Origin of the sequence: Streptococcus pseudopneumoniae, assembly GCF_001074565.1 — a bacterium.
Classification (GTDB): Bacteria; Bacillota; Bacilli; order Lactobacillales; family Streptococcaceae; genus Streptococcus; species Streptococcus pseudopneumoniae_J.
Genome location: NZ_JUQX01000059.1, coordinates 49,001 through 67,526, shown reverse-complemented (window position 1 = coordinate 67,526; position 18,526 = coordinate 49,001). Strand labels below are relative to the sequence as shown.

Annotated in this window: 12 protein-coding genes, 1 pseudogene and 1 other annotated feature; of the genes and pseudogenes, 1 reads left to right on the top strand and 12 read right to left on the bottom strand. The window is 40.8% G+C overall.

All coding sequences use genetic code 11. The features are described 5' to 3' along the window. Positions 1 to 29: 29 nt before the first annotated feature. Positions 30 to 165 (bottom strand) — a sequence feature (ribosomal protein L10 leader region). Positions 166 to 227: 62 nt separating this feature from the next. From ADI74_RS08730 to mecA, 7 genes are all read right to left on the bottom strand, one after another. Continuing rightward, positions 228 to 1,502 carry a TRZ/ATZ family protein gene (locus ADI74_RS08730; RefSeq protein WP_049538367.1) on the bottom strand — a complete coding sequence of 425 codons (1,275 nt, stop codon included), beginning with the start codon at positions 1,500 to 1,502 and terminating at the stop codon, positions 228 to 230. 105 nt (positions 1,503 to 1,607) lie between these two features. Then, on the bottom strand, positions 1,608 to 3,356 hold the full coding sequence (locus ADI74_RS08725; RefSeq protein WP_049538366.1) for an ABC transporter ATP-binding protein: 1,749 nt from the start codon (positions 3,354 to 3,356) through the stop codon (positions 1,608 to 1,610). Position 3,357: 1 nt separating this feature from the next. Beyond that, complete coding sequence (locus ADI74_RS08720) at positions 3,358 to 5,082, bottom strand: ABC transporter ATP-binding protein (protein ID WP_049538363.1); 1,725 nt, start codon at positions 5,080 to 5,082, stop codon at positions 3,358 to 3,360. A 60-nt stretch (positions 5,083 to 5,142) separates the two neighbouring features. Next, positions 5,143 to 6,081 carry a peptide-methionine (R)-S-oxide reductase MsrB gene (gene msrB, locus ADI74_RS08715; RefSeq protein WP_049538361.1) on the bottom strand — a complete coding sequence of 313 codons (939 nt, stop codon included), beginning with the start codon at positions 6,079 to 6,081 and terminating at the stop codon, positions 5,143 to 5,145. Between the two features lie 258 nt (positions 6,082 to 6,339). Next, a complete protein-coding gene (gene thrB / locus ADI74_RS08705) occupies positions 6,340 to 7,209 on the bottom strand; it encodes a homoserine kinase (protein ID WP_049538359.1) in 870 nt (289 codons plus the stop codon). Position 7,210: 1 nt separating this feature from the next. Then, positions 7,211 to 8,497: a homoserine dehydrogenase gene (locus tag ADI74_RS08700; protein WP_049538357.1), complete on the bottom strand. Its 1,287-nt coding sequence runs from the start codon at positions 8,495 to 8,497 to the stop codon at positions 7,211 to 7,213. A gap of 148 nt (positions 8,498 to 8,645) precedes the next feature. After that, on the bottom strand, positions 8,646 to 9,386 hold the full coding sequence (gene mecA, locus ADI74_RS08695) for an adaptor protein MecA (RefSeq protein ID WP_049538355.1): 741 nt from the start codon (positions 9,384 to 9,386) through the stop codon (positions 8,646 to 8,648). Between the two features lie 122 nt (positions 9,387 to 9,508). Between mecA and ADI74_RS08690 the strand changes: the two genes are divergently transcribed. Further along, positions 9,509 to 10,987 (top strand): oligosaccharide flippase family protein, encoded by a 1,479-nt coding sequence (locus ADI74_RS08690; protein WP_049538354.1) that lies wholly within the window; start codon positions 9,509 to 9,511, stop codon positions 10,985 to 10,987. A gap of 49 nt (positions 10,988 to 11,036) precedes the next feature. On the opposite strand, the pseudogene ADI74_RS08685 reads toward ADI74_RS08690, so the two are convergent. From ADI74_RS08685 to ADI74_RS08665, 5 genes and pseudogenes are all read right to left on the bottom strand, one after another. Further along, positions 11,037 to 13,544: pseudogene (locus tag ADI74_RS08685) on the bottom strand (MBL fold metallo-hydrolase). Positions 13,545 to 13,732: 188 nt separating this feature from the next. Further along, complete coding sequence (locus ADI74_RS08680) at positions 13,733 to 14,443, bottom strand: LicD family protein (RefSeq protein WP_049538352.1); 711 nt, start codon at positions 14,441 to 14,443, stop codon at positions 13,733 to 13,735. A 3-nt stretch (positions 14,444 to 14,446) separates the two neighbouring features. Beyond that, a complete protein-coding gene (locus tag ADI74_RS08675; protein WP_049538351.1) occupies positions 14,447 to 16,600 on the bottom strand; it encodes a LicD family protein in 2,154 nt (717 codons plus the stop codon). An 8-nt stretch (positions 16,601 to 16,608) separates the two neighbouring features. Continuing rightward, a complete protein-coding gene (locus ADI74_RS08670; protein ID WP_192833039.1) occupies positions 16,609 to 17,577 on the bottom strand; it encodes a glycosyltransferase family 2 protein in 969 nt (322 codons plus the stop codon). Next, positions 17,574 to 18,410: a LicD family protein gene (locus tag ADI74_RS08665; RefSeq protein WP_049538348.1), complete on the bottom strand. Its 837-nt coding sequence runs from the start codon at positions 18,408 to 18,410 to the stop codon at positions 17,574 to 17,576. The genes ADI74_RS08670 and ADI74_RS08665 overlap by 4 nt, the downstream gene beginning before the upstream one ends. Positions 18,411 to 18,526 lie beyond the last annotated feature (116 nt).

Sequence of the window (18,526 nt, the reverse complement as noted above, 5' to 3'; positions counted from 1 at the left end):
CACCTCCGTAATTATTTTGCTTGGGGAATTTCTCCAAAAGAAAAACGCGCCCAAACCTAGACACGAAAGTACAATACGCTTCTTTTTACATGATACGTTTTGTCCTCGGTAGGATACTTATGAGTCGAGCTCCCCTACTGTCTTAGGCAGTTTTTTCAAACCGTATATAAGTATAGCATAGACAAAAAAAGAATGCAAGATTTTTGCAGACTTTTTTTTTGATTTTTTTATAGAAATTCTGTTTCAAGCTCTACTGTCAAAACTTGTCCTTGCTTGACAACCTGTTCTCCAGCAATGTAGACATCATCAACATCACTGGATTTGACTGCATAAACGAGGTGAGAGAGCATATTTTCCTGAGGTTGGAGATGGATTTTCCCTTGTGGTTGAACGGCCAGAAAATCCGCTTGCTTGCCAACTTCAAGACTTCCAATCAAGTTTTCCATTCCAAGAACCTTAGCACCTTCTATCGTTAGAGCTTTGAGGGCTGTTTCAATTGGAAACTGGCTGGCATCTCCACTCTTCATTTTCTGTAAGAGAGCTGCGGTACGACCTTCCTCAAACATATCAAGATTGTTATTGGAAGCAACCGAATCTGTCGCAATACCTACTGCCACTCCAGCTTTTTGAAGTTGGATGATTGGAGCAATTCCTGAGGCTAGTTTGAGGTTACTGATAGGGTTGTGGGCAATAGCCACTTGAGAGGATGCCAAGCTCTCAATTTCTCGCTCGTTTAATTCGACCCCATGAGCAAAGACGGAAGTATGATCTAAGTAACCCAGTTCTTCGAGAAAGGCAAGGGGGCGTTTGCCATAGCGTTTGAGGATAATTCCTGATTCCTCCTGAGTCTCCGCCACATGGATATGGATAGGAATGTCCAGCTCTTTTGCCATATCTAAGCTCGCTTCCAGCAGGTCTCTACTACAGCTGTAAGGAGAATGAGGGGCTACCATGACCTTGAAATTTGGATTTTCATATCCTAAAATTTCATCTATAATGGCACGTGTTCTACTTATAGTCTCAGCAGTTGTTTCTGTCTCTGAAGAAAAGAGGGTCGGTGAGAAATAACAACGCATCTTGGAAGCCTTGACTGCCTGATAAATTTGCTGGATATCCACACCATTGGGATTATACATATCGTTGAAGCTTGTTGTTCCTGACTGGAGCATCTCCGTCAGAGCTTCTTTGACCGCCTTGGTAGTCATGTCGGGAGTGAAGTCTGCTTCTGCTGGCCAGATATAGTCATTAAGCCATTCGTGGAGATTGCTATCATCTCGGATTCCGCGTAAGCCTGTCATAGCAGAATGGGTATGGCAATTGACCAATCCAGGCATGATCCAAGCCCCTTGATAGTCTATAATCTGCTCAGTTTGATCTAAAATCTCTTGCTTCTCTTGACCGACATAGATGATTTGAGAATCCTTAACAGCCAAGATACCATCCAGATAGACATGGAAATCTTGGTCACAAGTCACGATATTTACATGCTGATAGACTTTCATTGGTTTTCTCCTTCTAAGGCCTTGATTTTTTCTAGCTATTGTAACAAAAAAGTCACCCGAAGGCAACTTTTAGTGTCATTAAGACTTTAAATGGACAGGGATGGCTTATTCAGAGCTAAAAGCCGCAGCCTTTTGCATTTGGTAATACTTGCCCTTTCTAGCCATGAGATCCTGATGGTTACCATGCTCCACGATGTCACCATCCACCAAGACTAGAATCAGATCCGCATCCTGAATAGTAGACAAGCGGTGGGCAATGATAAAACTTGTTCGTCCCTTCATGAGTTTGGCAAAGGCATCCTGAACTAGCACTTCTGTCCGAGTATCGATGGAGGAAGTCGCCTCGTCTAAGATAAGAATCTTGGGAATGGCTAGAAAGACACGGGCAATAGTCAAGAGCTGGGCTTGACCGACAGATAGTGATTCTCCTGCATTTTCCAACTTGGTATCGTATCCCTGTGGCAACTGTTGGATGAAAAAGTCTGCATTGGCTGCTTTTGCAGCAGCAATCACCTGCTCCCGACTGGCTTCAGGATTGCCAAAGGCAATATTGTCATGAATGGTCCCTTGCTTGAGCCAAGTTTCCTGTAGCACCATCCCAAACTGTTGTCTCAATGATGCTCGGGTATAATCATAAATGGATCTTCCGTCTAGAAAGATATCTCCCGAGTTAATGGGATAAAAACGCATGAGGAGATTGATGAGGGTTGATTTGCCAGCACCTGTCGGACCAACAATAGCAACCTTGCTACCAGCTGGAATATCAATGGATAAATCCTTAATCAAAATCTTTTCAGGATGGTAACCAAAAGAGACATGTTTAAAGGAAATAGCTCCCTTCACTTGGTCACTGGTCAAGATTTCCTTACCTGTTTCAGCAACCTCAGGACTTTCTAAGACAGCATAGACGCGCTCTGCACAAGCGAGAGCACTTTGCAACTCAGCTAGAACTGAAGAAATATCGTTAAAGGGCTTGGTGTACTGTTGGACATAGTTCAAAAAAGTCACTAAACGACCGATGGTCAAGGTGGAACCCATCATGATACGATAAGCTCCTACTCCAGCTAAAAGCGCGTAAATGAGTGCATTGACAAAACGAGTCGAAGGATTGACCGTTGATGAATAAAAGATGGCTGACTGAGAATAGCCTGCGTAGTTGTCATTAGCATCACGCAGCCTTTGGATAAACTCTTCCTGAGCATTAAAGGACTGGATAATGGTCTGCTGGCTAAGCGATTCTTCTATCAACTGAGTCTGAATCCCCCTTGTCTCTGTTTGCTTTTGAAAGAGATGATAAGATCTCTTGGCAATAAAGCGTGAAATCACCATGGACAGTGGCGTCAACAGCAAGACCAAGAGGGTCATGAGGAGATGAATTTGGAGCATGGCTAGAATACTAACCAAAATCATCAAGACACCAATGAAAAATTGATTAAAAATCATGGTCAAGCCAGCTGCCAACTGTTCGATGTCTGTGGTCACACGACTGACCATCTCCCCACTGCCCTGCCGATCCACAAAAGCAATCGGTAAACGATGGAGCTTATGGATAATTCGCTCTCGCAAGTCTTTGGTATAAGAGAAGATTAAGCGATTATAGAGGAGGGGATTGCCCCATTGAATTAGGGTATTTCCTATGACAACCAATATCATCTGAATGAAAATCTGCCAAAAAACTAGCGTAGAATCAGCCACTAGAACCTGGTCAATGACCTGCCCAATCAGAATAGGTAGGTAGATCGATAAGCCAACTTGGGCAATAGTTCCTAGAAAGGCTAGAAAAAGGAGGAAGGGATGACTTGCAAGGTCTTTAGCCAAACGTGTGAGCGTCTGGTTTGCAGTTTGTCGTCTCATGCTAGTCCTCCTTTCCATGTTGGGATGCATTGATTTCGCGATAGACTTGGCTGGATTTCATCAAGTCATTGTGCTTGCCGATAGCTAGGAGCTCACCTTTTTCCAAGAGGAGAATCTGGTCTGCCATCCGAAGTGTTGAGGTTCGTTGAGAAATCAAGATTAAGCTCGTGTTTGGCAAATTTTCTCGGATAGCTCTCAAGAGCTTGGACTCGGTAATGGTATCGAGAGCTGAGGTCGCATCATCTAGGATGAGAAATGGAGCTTGTCGCAAGACTGCTCGGGCAATAGATAGCCTTTGTTTTTGTCCGCCTGAGAAATTTCGCCCTCCTGCCTCAACTAGGGCATCCAAAAGTCCTTCCTTTTCACTGACAAAATCCTTAGCTTGCGCAATCTCCAAGGCCTGCCAGAGTTGCTGGTCAGATAGTTCTTGATTGAAACCCAAAGTCAAGTTGGAACGAATAGTTCCTTTAAAGAGCTCGACTTTTTGAGGTACATAGGCAATCCAAGACCGCCACTGCTCCAAATTAAGAGGACTACGTCCATCTCGATAAAGGTCAATGCTTCCCTTATCTGCTGGATAAAGACCAAGTAAGACTTGCACCAAGCTTGACTTACCAGAACCTGTTCCCCCAATGATACCAAGGATTTGTCCTTGAGTCATATCAAAGGAAATGTTTCTCAGAGAAGGCTGAGCCGCATCAGGATAGGTAAAAGTCAATTCTTGGACTTGTAAAATCTGATTACTGGCAACTTGCTTTTGTTCTAACTCCGAATGGATATCTTCTGGAGCCTCAGCAAAGACTTCCTCGATTCGCTTGGCTGAGATATAGGATTGATTGAGAGAATTGATCAACATAGCAAGCTTGACCAATTCCACCAAGATCTGCAAGAGGTAGTTGATAAGGGCGATAAGAGCACCTTGACTGAGTAAACCTCCTTGAATTGAAATATAACCCTGCCAGATGATAACGAGGAGAGTTCCATTGACAATCAGATAGGTCAGAGGTGTTAATAAACTAGACCAGAAACCTGTTTTTTCTTGCAATCTAGCATAGACTTGGTTAAGGGTTTGAAAAATCTGTAACTCTCGTTTTTCTTGTCCAAAAGCACGAATAACTCGCATCCCTTGTAATTGCTGGCGTGTTTCCTGAACCAGTTGGTCCGTTTTCTTTCTCAGACTGCTGTAGAGAGGATTGACCAGCCGAGAAAGGCCTACAATGACAATGGTCAAAATGGCAACCATGACTAAGAACCAGAAAGTCAGCTCAGCCGAGATGCGATAGGCCATAAAGATTGCTCCAAAAACGATAATAGGCGCTCTCAAAAAGAGACGCAGAAACTGATTAATACCAGTCTGAATCTGGTAGGTATCCGAGGTCAAGCGAGTGACCAAGCTAGAAGTTGTCAAACGGTCTCTGCTTTCCTTTGGTAAAGAAAGAATATGACGATAGAGGTCGTTAGTCAATTCCTTGGCAAAACCTACCGCTGCCTTTGCTGAATAAAATTGAGCAATCAAGGCTACTAAAACGCCAATCACTGCAAAGATAAGGAGCAGGCCAATCTGCATCCAGAGATGACCTTGATCTCTCTGAGGCAAGGATTGGTCAACAATCCCAGCAATCACCATGGGAACCAAGAGCTCAAAAACAGCTTCTAGTAACTTGAATAAGGGAGCTAAAATGGATTCTTTGATATAGGGTTTGAAGTAAGATAGTAAGTGTTTCATAGATCCCTTCTATTCTTATTCTGGAAATAAAGAAAATGGGAAGCGCCCACCCTCTCTGTTTTATTTGTTTAAATAAGGCAATAAATAGCCATATCCTGCCTCTTCCATCTCATCCTTGGCTACAAAACGCAAGGAAGCCGAATTGATACAGTAACGGAGGCCACCTAACTCACGAGGTCCATCTGTGAAAACATGACCCAAATGAGCATTGCCTGAACGAGAACGAACCTCGATTCGCTCCATCCCATGGCTCAAGTCCTTGTAGTAGTGAATCAATTCCTTAGAAATCGGACGACTAAAACTTGGCCAACCACAACCTGAAGCAAACTTATCCTTAGCAAAAAAGAGTGGCTCACCCGTCGTGATGTCTACATAAATCCCTTCTTCAAAGGTCTGGTCATAAGCATTGCTAAATGGAGCCTCTGTTGCAGCTTTTTGGGTGACACGGTAAGACTCTGCTGACAAACTTTCCCTTAACACTTCTTGACTAGGCTTTTCATAATTTGAGGCGTCAATCAATGGCTTCTCAGCATCTGTCACATCGATATGACAGTAACCGGAAGGATTTTTCTTGAGATAGTCTTGATGATAGTCTTCAGCCAGAATATAGTGGCGAAGTTTCTCCACTTCTACTGCAATCTTTCGACCCAACATACGCTCCTGCTCCCGCACCACTGTATAGATAGCTGGTAGATCTACTTCATCTTGGTAATAAATACCAGTACGATATTGGCGACCACGGTCATTCCCCTGCTGGTTAATAGACAAGGGATCAATGACACGGAAATAATAAAGCAAAATTTCTCGAAGTGACACTACTTTCTCATCATAAATCACTTGAACAGTCTCTGCATGGTCTGTTTCCTTAAGTAGCTGGTAATTGGTCGTTTCGACTTGCCCATTAGCGTAGCCGACACTAGTAGCTAGCACTCCCGAAATTCGGGAAAAATACTCCTCTAAACCCCAAAAACAACCACCTGCTAGATAAATTTCTGCCATCTTTATTTCTCCTTTATCAAGTTTTTAACTAATACTCTTCGAAAATCTCTTCAAACCACGTCAGCTTACATCTGCAACCTCAAAACAGTATTTTGAGCTAACTTCGTCAGTTCTATCCACAACCTCAAAACACTGTTTTGAGCAGCCTGCGGCTAGCTTCCTAGTTTGCTCTTTGATTTTCATTGAGTATAAACTTCTTTTCAAAAAAAGGATAGGAAGCCCCCTAGTCGAGACTTTCCCCATCCTATCTTCTATTCTTTATTTTGCTTGGACACGAACACCTTGGGTATCCACCTTCAAATCATGAAGTTTACCTTTAAAAGACTGCTTTTGCAATTCAGCTTTAATTTTGGGCATCTTATCATGAGAAGCCAGAACCATAACTGTTGGCCCAGCACCAGAGAGGTAGGTCGCATAGGCACCATTCTCCTTAGCTACTTGTTTAATCGTCGCAAATTCACGAACCAGACTTTGACGATAGCGCTCGTGGAAGAGGTCCCCCTCGATTGCTTGTCCAGCTGTCACCATATCTCCTGCCAACAAGGCTGCAACAGCAACATTGGCAATCGAACTTGCTGCAACAGCTTCCTTGTAGGATAATTTCTTAGGCAAGACACCGCGGCTATCTCGGGTACGCAATTCATAGTTTGGAATGTAGGCTAGGAAATCACACTCTGGGAAGTCTGCTACGATAGCAGAAACTTCTCCGTCAACAGAGCTCGCAACAACGAGATTACCATAGATTGCTGGAGCTACATTGTCAGGATGGCCTTCAATCTTGGTCGCCAGTTGCAATTTTTCATGGTCTGACAAGTTGAGCTGCCCCAGTTGGTTAGCTAGTTCAATCCCAGCAACAATAACCGAGCTAGAAGAACCCAAGCCACGCGCCAAGGGAACATCACTGGTCATTTTCAAGCGTCTCGGTTGCAAGTCTGGCGCAATTTGTAAAGCAATCTTGAGTAAAAGGTTGCGCTCATCGTGGGGAATCCATTTGCCAATCTGGTGTTCAATCAACCACTCATCTCGTTCTTCACAGACCTCAATTTGAAGATACTTGGTAACAGCTACACCGACCGAGTCAAAACCTGGCCCGATATTGGCACTGGTTGCAGGTACAATAATCTTCATCCTATTCTCCTAACACCTTGAAGGTATTCAAGAGGTCAAATTCTGAAGCTTTGGCCAACTCAGCTGAAACCTTCTCAAGTTGTGCTTTATTAATCTTATGAGTGATAATCACTACACGAGCCTTGTCACCCTCTTTGCCATCTTGGAGGATTTGCTTGAAGGAAATATCTTGGGCATTAAAGATTTCAGCAAGTTTCAAGACTTGACCTTTTGAGTCTGGAGCCAGGATTGAGAAGTAGTAGTTTGCTTTGACATCTTCTGGATTTGCCAAGACAAGTTCACGGCTATATTCGTTGAAGTCTTTACCAATGGTACCATCATTTAAGCGACGAACGATACGGACAATATCAGCTACAACACTTGTTGCAGTTGGCTTTTGACCAGCACCTGGTCCGTAGTACATAGATTCTCCGATACCGATAGATTCTACAAAGACGGCGTTCATTACACCATTCACACTAGCAAGTGGGTGTGCTTTAGGTAGGAAGGTTGGGGTCACTTCTGCGGCAATACCTGAAGGAGTTTCTTCGATAGAACCAACCAATTTCACAACATAACCAAGCTCTTGAGCCACAGCTACATCTTCTGGTGTGATGTTGCGGATCCCCTTGTGGGCTACATCGTCAAAGGCAACCTTCATCCCAAAGGCAAATTGGCTCAAAATAACCATCTTGTAGGCTGCATCAATCCCATCAACATCATTTGTAGGATCACTTTCTGCAAATCCTAGTCTTTGTGCTTCAGCCAAAGCATCATCGTAAGACCAGCCTTCTTCGACCATTTTGGTCATCATAAAGTTAGAAGTTCCGTTAACCACACCAAGGACACGAGTGATTTTGTCAGAAGCCAGCGAATTTGCCAAGGTACGAAGAATTGGAATCCCACCAGCAACTGCAGCCTCATAGTAGAGTGCCACATTGTGCTCTTTAGCGATTTCTAGCAATTCTGCGCCATGGACAGCCAAAAGGTCCTTGTTAGCAGTAACAACGTGTTTCCCGGCTTCTAAGGCACGAGTGATAAAGGTTTTAGCTGGTTCGATACGCCCCATCAATTCCACTACAATCGTAATGTCTTGATCTGATAAAATATCGTCTACATTGGTTACAAAGTTAAAGTCATTTCCTGCTGCAAGCAAGCGGTTCTTTTCATCTTCATCCTTGACCAATACCTTGGTTACTTCAATCTCTGAATGAGCTGACTGAACGATTTTTTCTCCATTTTCCTTTAGTAGGAATGGCACACCACTTGCAACGGTACCAAATCCAAGTAAAGCAATTTTAACTGTCATGTTTGTCTCCTAGAAATTTTCTGATATAGCCATTATAACAGAATTTTGTGAAAATTCCTATCCAAGAAAACCACTATTTATAGATAGAAAAGAAAAAACGAATCATCTGATTCGCCTTTTCTGATAAGTAAAAATTGATTTCTAAAAACTATGAATTAATTTTTTGAAGACCGAACACAGCGTCGTGATTGATTAAGATGTGACCATACTCTTGTAAAACCGAACGACTGATATCACTGTCGTCAGCAAATTCACGCATACGAGCCAAGAGCCAGGCTGGATATGGACTAGGATGGTTTTCCACATCAACTAAGATTGTCAAATAATAGTGTCCATTCATCTTATAGAGTTCAGATGTTTCCATCTGGTAGTTAACCGTCTTTGCAAAAGCAACTAGGTCAGCAAGATTAGCGAAACGCAAGATATAGTAGATATAAGGTTCCTTCTTGCTCTCAATCTCCTTGTTCGCTTGCTCCAGTTCTTCTTCCTTAGCCTCGACTTGCTCTAGGGATTGAATAGCCTCAATATCATCCTTGGTTTTCTCTGCGATACTCTTTTCTAGTGTCTTGAGAAATTCATCTGGCGACATTTGGGCCAATTCTTCCATGTCAGGTAGGTCCGCCAAATCTTCAAAATCAAGGTTTTGGTCAATCTTAGACTTGGTCACAAAGACATCCACCTTATCTGGTTTTGGTGTTACACGAAAACTCAACATGCCACTATCCAAGAAATTGTCTGGCATCTCTAACTCATCTAAAATAGCATAGAAGAACTCTTCGGTTTTTTCCTGAGGAACGAGAAAGTCTGCAATCTCCATTCCCCGATCCATCAAATCATCTAAAGTCATCGTGATTTTTAGTGTTGTATCACTAATTTGTTTCATCTTCATATCTAGTAACCTCATACTTTCAGTCTATCTATTATACTAGATTTTTACGATTTTATCAAAAGAATGAAGCGAGAATGTGATATAATACTAGATATGATTTTAGATTTAAGAAAGAAAGTTCAATGAAAAATATAAAAGTAAATGCCTTGGCCAGCTTGCTGGTCAATATTCTCAATATCGTTTTTCCACTGATAACCAACCCTTATCTGACGCGGATTCTCAGCAAATCCAACTACGGTTACTTCAATACCGCCAATACCTGGGCCAGCTTTGTCATTCCACTAGCAGCCTTTGGAATATACAACTACGGGATTCGTGCTATCAGTAAGGTTAAGGACGACAAGAATAAAATCAACTATGTCTTTTCTAAGTTGTTTTATATTTCGGTTTTCACTTCTCTACTGACGACTGGTATCTACTTCCTCTTTATCTTCTTTGATACCAGCATTGTGAACCTGAAAGTCCTTTACTATATCCTAGGAGCTCAGGCACTCTTCCAATTCCTCAATATCGAATGGATGAACGAGGCTTATGAAAACTATGCCTTCATCCTCTACAAGACATTGATTATTCGGATTGCCATGCTGGTTGCTATCTTTACCTTTGTTAAAACTGCAGATGATATCGTTCCTTATGCCATCGTCATGAGTGCAACCACTATCCTAAACTACCTGCTCAGTTTTCTTTGGATCAAGAGAGAAGTTTCCTTTGTCAAGATTGGTCTTGTGGAATTAATCAAAGCATCTAAACCGCTCTTGACTATGCTTCTCTTAGCGAATGCCAACATGCTCTATACCTTACTTGATAGAATGTTTATCACCAAGGGACCTGATGAAAACTACATTTCTTACTACACCATTGCTTCCAGCATTGTGATGTTGATTGCCAGTGTCTTAAGTGGGGCTCTCAATGTGAGTATCCCACGTCTCGGCTACTATCTCGGTAAGAAAGACTACACCTCTTATAAGAGTCTTCTGAATCAAGGGGCTGCCCTCTTTTACTTCCTCATCGTTCCAACCAGTATTGGGATTATGGTATTAGGGAACTACGCGGCAGTTATCTACTCTTCTGAAAAATATCTCGAAGCGGGTATCGTGACTAGTGTCTTCGCCTTTCGTACCATCATCTGGGCTATCGAGTTGATCCTTGGTAAACAAATTATCTTTATCAATGACCACGAAAATCGCTTGACTGCCTTTTACTTCCTTGGTGGCGGAGCCAATATCCTCTTCAACTGCCTCTTGTATTTCAATAATATTTTCGCACCAGAGTACTATATCGCTACGACCATTCTTGCGGAGACTATCGTCGTTCTCTTGGAAATTCGCTTTATCCAGAAACACCAACTGATTGATTTGAAAGAAATCTTTGCTACTCTAACACGCTATACTATTGTATCCCTTGGATTCATACCGATTTATTTTGCCTTTAAATTCCTTTTCCAAGTCAACTCTTATACAGTAAACTTCAACATGATTCTCATGGTTCTCTCGACTGTTGCGGCTTGTGGTATCTATTATCTCTTGACACTCTTTATCGCCAAAGATAAAACACTCCACTATGCTCTAGACTTAGTACTTGCTAAGCTTAAAAGAAATTAAAAGAACACCCTACTGATAGATAATGTCTATCAGCAGGGTGTTTTCTTATTTATTCTTTCTTATCAGAAGTATTGGCTTCTACCTTTGAATCTTGTTTTTCTTGTTCAACAAGATTAGAATTTGCTTCTTGTTTCTGTTCTGGCTTGACTGCCTCGCTATTTACAGCAGCAACAGCCTGTTTCCAGATACCTTCTTCGTTTACCTTGTAACCATCAGGTGTGGTGGCATTTTTCAGTAAAGCTCCGTCTGTTTGGAAATAGTACCAATTGCCATCAAGCTGTTTCCAACCCGTTTGCATAGCTCCGTTCGGACCAAAATAGTAGGTTTGACCATTCACCTTATGAAGACCGACCAACATGATACCTGTTTCTTTTTCAAGATAATACCACTTGCCTTGATCTTTAATCCAGCCAGTCTTCATGGCGCCACTTGCTTGGAAGTATCGATACTGACCATCAATCCACTGCCAACCTGTCTGCATAGCACCGGAAGTGCTAAAGTAGTACTGTTCACCATTTACTGCATGCAGACCGACCGACATGGTTCCTTCCTTAGCATCCAGATAATACCAAGTGCCCCCATCTTTAAGCCAGCCTGTTTGCAGAGCACCTGTAGAGGTATAATAATGCCAACTATCATTTACCCACTGCCAACCAACTTGCATGATTCCTGAAGACTTGAAGAAATAGTTCTTTCCATTAATTTCTTGCGATCCGACTGCCATGATACCAGTTTCTGGATCCAGATAATACCAGGATTCGCCCGATTTTAACCAACCCGTCTTCATGGCACCAGAGCTAGTATAATACTGCCAACCCTTGTCCTGCCATTGCCAACCAGTTTGCATAGCACCACTTGCCTTGAAATAGTAACGAGAGCCATTGATTTCTTGATTTCCAGTTAGCATATTGCCGTCTTTATCAAGGTAGAACCAAATGTCTTTGTCCTTGACCCAGCCAGTTTGCATGGCGCCTGAATTCGCAAAGTAGTTCCATTTACCATCTACCACGGCCCAGCCAGTTTGCATGATACCTTCTTTGTCAAAGTAGTAAGTTGTTCCCTTGATGTCTTTCTTACCAACTGTCAAAATGCCGTCTTCATCATAATAGTACCAATTTGAGGCAATCTTTTGCCAAGATGATGCTTTGCCCTCCGACTGCAGGGCACCACTACTAGCAAAGACCATCTTCTTACCATTATAGACCTGAAGGCCAGTCAGCATCTTCCCATCTTTGTCAAATAGATATTTTTGCCCATCAATTTCAACTAACTGACTATAGCTCCTTGCTCCACTTGAAGCAATATAATACCAAGTACCATCGTGTTTAAACCAACCAGTATCTTGCATTTGTCCATTGTTGTTTAAATAATACCAGTTACCATCAGGTTTTTCACGAGAGTCGTTCAAATGAAGCCATCTACCTGCCTGCATTTGTCCTTGGCCATTAAAGAAATAGTAAATACCTTCTATTTTGCGCCAACCGATTGCCATCTGATCATCAGACAAGCGATACTTCCAGTAACCATCTTCTTTATACCATCTTTCACTAACAGTAGGAATATTAGGTAGTGAATCAGACACATTTGTAAAACCATTTCTGCTAATTGTAAAGACTGTTGCATCCTTGGTCTGGCTAGAAGCATGAACTACCTCAATACCATGTTTCTTAAGATAGTCTCTAGTTGTAGCAAGATTGGCATCTGCTGCGGATGTATGTACCACCATACTTGGAGATAGGGAGTCTAAGAAAGGAATCGTATTTGAAATGTGGGCATCATAATGATGGTTCCATTTCATCATATCCACTTTACCAATTTCAGGACCTAACTTATCCTCTGCCCCCTCAGCATTATCCAAGTCACCACCGAGATAAATCTTTTTCCCCGCTACAGTAACCACTGCCACAATCGAATTGGAATTATCATCATAAACTCTCTTGAGTTTGCCATCACTGTCATATTCGTTTTTATAGTTATAAAGCTGAATATCCATGTCACCTAAAGTGAAGTGACTTTCCTTCTCAGTGATGTCTTGCACAAGAGTTACGCCACGCTCTAGAGCTGTCTTGACAGCATTGTCATAATTAAAAAGATTGTCCCACAATCGCTATTTTGATGTGATGCGCTCATCTGAGTATCTCTTTAGATAAAATCTGTCTACAGGATAACGTTTCAGAACTTCATCCGCAGATCCAATATGGTCACTATGGACATGGGTTCCTAGAATAAAATCTAACTTTTGTATCCCAAGGTGTTTCATGTGACGGAAGAGACGATCTTCTAATACATAATCGTTCTGTCTACTAATTCCTACACGACTGGGATAGCGAGGATCTTCCCCATCTGGAAAATCATAGTCTTCACCCATATCAATCAAGGCATAGTGACCATTACTTTCTAGAATAATGGCATCACTTCCTGATACTCCTTTGGTATTGATAAAATGGATTCGATTGCTTGAAGCATCTGCCTGAACTGCTGGTGTCAAGAGTCCAGAGACGAGCATCAAGACTAGGGAAATAAATACAAGGGTTTCTTTTATCTGTTTCTTTTTCATATAAACCACTTCTTTCTTTGATAGCGGAAGCTAGGATGGAAGATTCATCCTAGTAGCAACTTTTCTAGCTCCTTTCCGTCATTATAAGACAAAAAGAGGGAAGGAGAAGCCCGTTTGTTACACTAGAGTAGGGACTAGAGTTAACAAGGAAGAACTTCACCATCCCCTCTTTTCTTGTATTTCGAAGTTTACTTTTTCAAAAGTACTTTAGCCAATTTAGCATCTTTTTGTTTGTAAATTGGATTTTCTTTCCAGTTGTAGTGGGTGTTAGGGATTTCAAAATCCTCCCCATACAAGTGACTAATGTATTCTCTTGTATTTTCTGGAACTTTTACTAGAATTTCTTTAAAACTGCATTCACTTAGTGCTGTAAAAGGCAATTCATAATGATAAACTTCATATCTTGTAGGATTTCCCAAGGCATTTGTCATGTAGAAAATAGTATCTGAGGAGATGGTACCTTCCTTTTTATCATAGACAATAAAATCCACATTGAGGCCCTTGTAACTATAGGATAATTCTACAAGCTTATCATTGTAATAGAACTCTTTGGTTCTGACAAAGCCTTTCTCCAAAAGAACTTTCTCATCCTTTAAAAAGGCTTCATAGTCTGGGATAATAATCCCAAAGTCCATATCTAAATCATGCGGAATCAAATCATTTTCTCTATAGAAACCAAGTAAAGTCCCAAAGTCTAACCAGATATCATAGGATTTCAGATTAGATTGGTAGATGGCCTTTAGAATATCTTCAAAGTTTTCTTTGAGCAAATTGCTTCTCTTTGAATCTAAGTCGATATTGGCTTTTTGATTTAAATTTTTGATAATTGGTAGGTTTTTAACCAGATCTTTCTTATCTCCTAAGAGACTAGCTAAACTTCTTTTTAACCATTGTAACACCTTCTATCCCTCCTTTATGTATGCAAGAAAGTCATCGTGCTTCACTCGTTTTTCTAGAGGAGGAATTTCCATAAAGTCATCTCCGTAGATGGCAGAAAGGATCGGCTGATAGGCCTCAGGGATTTTGTAAACTCTATCTTCAAATGGACTATCAATCGTCGTATCCAAGAAGGACTTGTCAAATTTCGTAGAAACTCTTTTGTTCTCCATGAGGTAATCAATGAAGTCTCCATCTTTTTCTCGCATAGATAGGATGTTCATCTTACGGTTCCAAGTTTTGACGCGAGTCAAACGGAATACAAGGACAAGTAGATATCTGATGATATTCTTGAGTTTCGCATTCTTGTTATGGATGCCATAAAGGGTATAGACTGATAAACGACGGTAAGTATCCAGTTTTACCATGTCCTTGTTAACATCAGCATAATAGTCAAATGGGAAAACGTCTACACAAATTCCTAAATCAATATCATTGTCGATATAGTTATTATCATAGACAGTTCGCGCATCATAGACTCGGTAAAATGGGTAAGGGTAACGACTGTCATTTTCCCAAGAAACCACTTTGTAGACAGGATCATTATCTTGCAAAATAGCTTGATACAATTTGTCGTATTCATCGCGTTTCAAAGAGATATCAATATCGTCATCCCAAGGAATGTAACCCTTGTGTCTCACTGCTCCCAGCAAGGTTCCATAAGCTAGTGAATAGTTGATATTCTCTTTTTGACAGAGATTGTGGATATAATCCATGACACCTAGTTCAACTTCTTTAATCTCCGCTTCATCTAGTTTTCTGTAGCCGTCTCTTTTTTTATAGAGAACAGAGAAATAGTAACCTGAAATCACAAACAAGATAAAACCCAAAAGAGAAATTCCATAGAAGGTTGAACTCAAGAACAAATTAGAGATGAGAATAACTACAGTGATCAAGAGAATGGTAATCAATTCATGATTGTGTCGACCTTCTTGAAGGTCTTTTTTATATTTCTTGAGACTTGAAACAATGAAGGAAAGCATAAAGATAGCCATAGGGATAAAACCTGTGATACCATCATAGAATAGCAACTCAAGGTAGCCGTTGTGAGTAAGGTAATGTCTTTTGATGATGTAGGCTGAAGCGTCATACTCTTTACCTAACTCATACCAGTTTCCACCTGAATATCCAAATAGAGGGCGTCTAGGGATAAAGGAAGCTGTTGACTGCCAAATGGCAAAACGGTTATTGGAGATATTCTCTTCACTTGTGTCTGTTCTCTCAAGAGAAAGATTGTTGTCTCCATTTTGTCCATTTTCTTGGTTCTTTTGGATTTGAGCTGAGTGAGCTTTCAAATATATATCGCTACTATATTTGATACCATTATAACAGACAAATACCAGACCTACAGTTACTAGAACAGTAAGAAGTGACTTGATTTTTTTAGTCCAGTTAGCCGTCATCAAAGCGTATAACAGGGCAACGATAACCAAACAGATATAGGTTGTTCTGGAACCTGATAATACAATATAAGCAAAATTTAGCAAAATCGATGAGATAGCCAGGGTTTTAAGGACAGTATTGTAAAGTGACAAGCGCATCCACAAATAAATAATCACCATCAAAGAAATAATAGAGAGATAGTTGGGACTGGCTAGAATCCCAAATAGACGAGACTCTACAAATCCTTGGCGGATCAATAACCCCTTGTAATCAAATACGCGGTAACCCTGCAGCATGAAGAATTGCCAAATTGATACAAGTACACCTATAGTATTTGCAACAGTGATAACTGAGAAGAAGGCATCAAAGAGGGCACGTGCTTTTTTCACTGAGAAAGACTGAAAGGCTGGATAGATTGCAAAGAAATAGATGAAAAAGACAACTAAATTCTTTATGTTTGTTGAAAATCCATACTTGACAACTAAGGCAGCTGTCAGGATATTCATTAGAAAAAAGAGAATCAAATACTCAATTTTTCTGACAGTCAGATAGACTTTTTTGATAAAGAAATTATAAAGTCCCAATAAAACACCCATGAGGGTCATGCCAAGAGTGACAAATTTATTGGCCGAAATGGCCTGAAGTGGGACAATCAAGCCTGCCATACAGTAAAAAGATATAACTGATAAAAACAGCAGATTGATTTTAAAATAGTTTTTTTCAATAAATAAAATCATTGTTTCTCCTAACGCTTAGTTTGTGCAAGCAAGATTTTTCTATACAATTTTCGACTCAGGCACAAAGCTAAAAAGCTCACTTTTCTTGCTCTTGTAAAACGACTATCTGAAAGAATGTTCTTTGTGTTTTTCTTTAGATAGGCCATCAAACGGTCTTCTAAGACCCTATCCTTGAAATCTGCATCGACTAAGAGCCTATCCAATACATAGAAGTAAGCCCAATTTAAACGCATGATTGCAACATCTGCTAGTTCAGGATAATTCTCTCTTATAATATTCGCGTTTTGCTCATAAGCCTCAATAACGTTTAAGAATTTCAAGGAGAATTTTTGAGTCGTGATACTATTTTCACGATGAACATAGTAGTATTTTTTTTCATTTGTTGCAACAACCTTGCGACAGTGATGAATCAAGGCAATCATGATAAAGGCATCTTCTGCTATTTTGCCAATTTCAAATCGTAGGTGTTCAAAGAGTTCTTTTTTATAAAGTTTGTTGACAGCTGTGACAGAGAGAATTTTAGCTTCCATGACCATTTTAATGGCTTCTTGAGGCGTCAACTCCCAAGTCTGAATCGCTGCAACTTGCTTTTCTGGAATTTGGTGATAGACATCATAATGTCCACACATAGAAAGATCAGCATTGGATTCTAGCATTTGACGGTAAAGGGTCTCATACATATCTTCGTCAATGTAGTCATCACTATCGATAAAACCGATCAAATCTGAACTTGCCTCTTCAATCCCTCTATTTCGAGCATCAGACAAGCCCCCATTTTCCTTGTGAATGACACGAATCCGTTGATCTCTTTGAGCTAATTGTTCACACAGTTCTCCACTAGAATCCGTTGAGCCGTCATTGACAAGAAGAATTTCCAAGTTGCTATAGGTCTGTTTTAAAATGGATTCGACACACTTCTCCAGATAGGCTTCTACATTGTAGACTGGAACGATAACGCTTATTTTTTCTCCCATCATGCTCCGTACTCTCCCTTGTACTCTGTGTAACTCTTGTCCATGTCTGCTATAATGGCATCATGATGCGGTACTTGCTTGTCTGCTGGTGGTGGTGTCATATAATCCCCAAAAGCAGTGCTGAGATAGGCATCATAGCCGACTGGAATGGGCATCTCAGTTCCTTCAAATGGCAAGAAAAGATTATCTTCAAAGGATGCGATTGGGTACTTGTTTCTCATGTAGCCAGGACCTGAGCATAATTCCGTGATTCCATCGCTCTCAGCCAGACCATACTTGGTCATTTCTTTTTCAGCTTTTTTCCAAATGCGATAACGTAGAGATTTAGGAGTCAAACCGAGTAAAATACGACTTCCCCATTTCATGATGGCACCATGCTTTTCTGGGATAGTTTGGGCGCAAAAGAGTGAATAAATCAAAGCCCAGCGGACTTGTTTCTTGCGCTCAGCTGGATTTTTAGGATAATAATCCAAAGGCAAAACATCCAAGGCTAAACCATGTGGCAAATACAAATCCTGTTGATAAGGCTTGATACAAGTTGTTTCTTTATCACGAATAGTAATAAAAAGGTTACGGTCTACAAAATCCTTGTGACTCTTTGACAAGAAATAACGCTCATCTGCATAACGTGGCCACAGTTCTGCTAATTTTTCATAGTCCTTACGCGGCATGAAAAAGTCTAAGTCATCATCCCAAGGAATGAAACCCTTATTACGAAGGGCGCCAATAGCTCCTCCACCACAGAGGTAGCATAACAAATCATGTTCTTTACAAAACGCGACAAAATATTCAGCCATTTCCAGACTACGAGCCTGAATCGCTTTCAAATCACTCATATCTCTCCTCTTCTGTCCAATAACGAGTTATATCATTTTATTATACCATAAAAAAGCTATAAAAATCTATCAGATAGTAAGAAAAACCAAAGCTCAGACCACCATTTCACTAGTGA

Bases quoted from the DNA above. Each gene is read 5' to 3' on its own strand.
- ADI74_RS08730 (WP_049538367.1), bottom strand. From the start codon at position 1,502: ATGAAAGTCTATCAGCATGTAAATATCGTGACTTGTGACCAAGATTTC.
- ADI74_RS08725 (WP_049538366.1), bottom strand. From the start codon at position 3,356: ATGAGACGACAAACTGCAAACCAGACGCTCACACGTTTGGCTAAAGAC.
- ADI74_RS08720 (WP_049538363.1), bottom strand. From the start codon at position 5,082: ATGAAACACTTACTATCTTACTTCAAACCCTATATCAAAGAATCCATT.
- msrB (WP_049538361.1), bottom strand. From the start codon at position 6,081: ATGGCAGAAATTTATCTAGCAGGTGGTTGTTTTTGGGGTTTAGAGGAG.
- thrB (WP_049538359.1), bottom strand. From the start codon at position 7,209: ATGAAGATTATTGTACCTGCAACCAGTGCCAATATCGGGCCAGGTTTT.
- ADI74_RS08700 (WP_049538357.1), bottom strand. From the start codon at position 8,497: ATGACAGTTAAAATTGCTTTACTTGGATTTGGTACCGTTGCAAGTGGT.
- mecA (WP_049538355.1), bottom strand. From the start codon at position 9,386: ATGAAGATGAAACAAATTAGTGATACAACACTAAAAATCACGATGACT.
- ADI74_RS08690 (WP_049538354.1), top strand. From the start codon at position 9,509: ATGAAAAATATAAAAGTAAATGCCTTGGCCAGCTTGCTGGTCAATATT.
- ADI74_RS08675 (WP_049538351.1), bottom strand. From the start codon at position 16,600: ATGATTTTATTTATTGAAAAAAACTATTTTAAAATCAATCTGCTGTTT.
- ADI74_RS08670 (WP_192833039.1), bottom strand. From the start codon at position 17,577: ATGATGGGAGAAAAAATAAGCGTTATCGTTCCAGTCTACAATGTAGAA.
- ADI74_RS08665 (WP_049538348.1), bottom strand. From the start codon at position 18,410: ATGAGTGATTTGAAAGCGATTCAGGCTCGTAGTCTGGAAATGGCTGAA.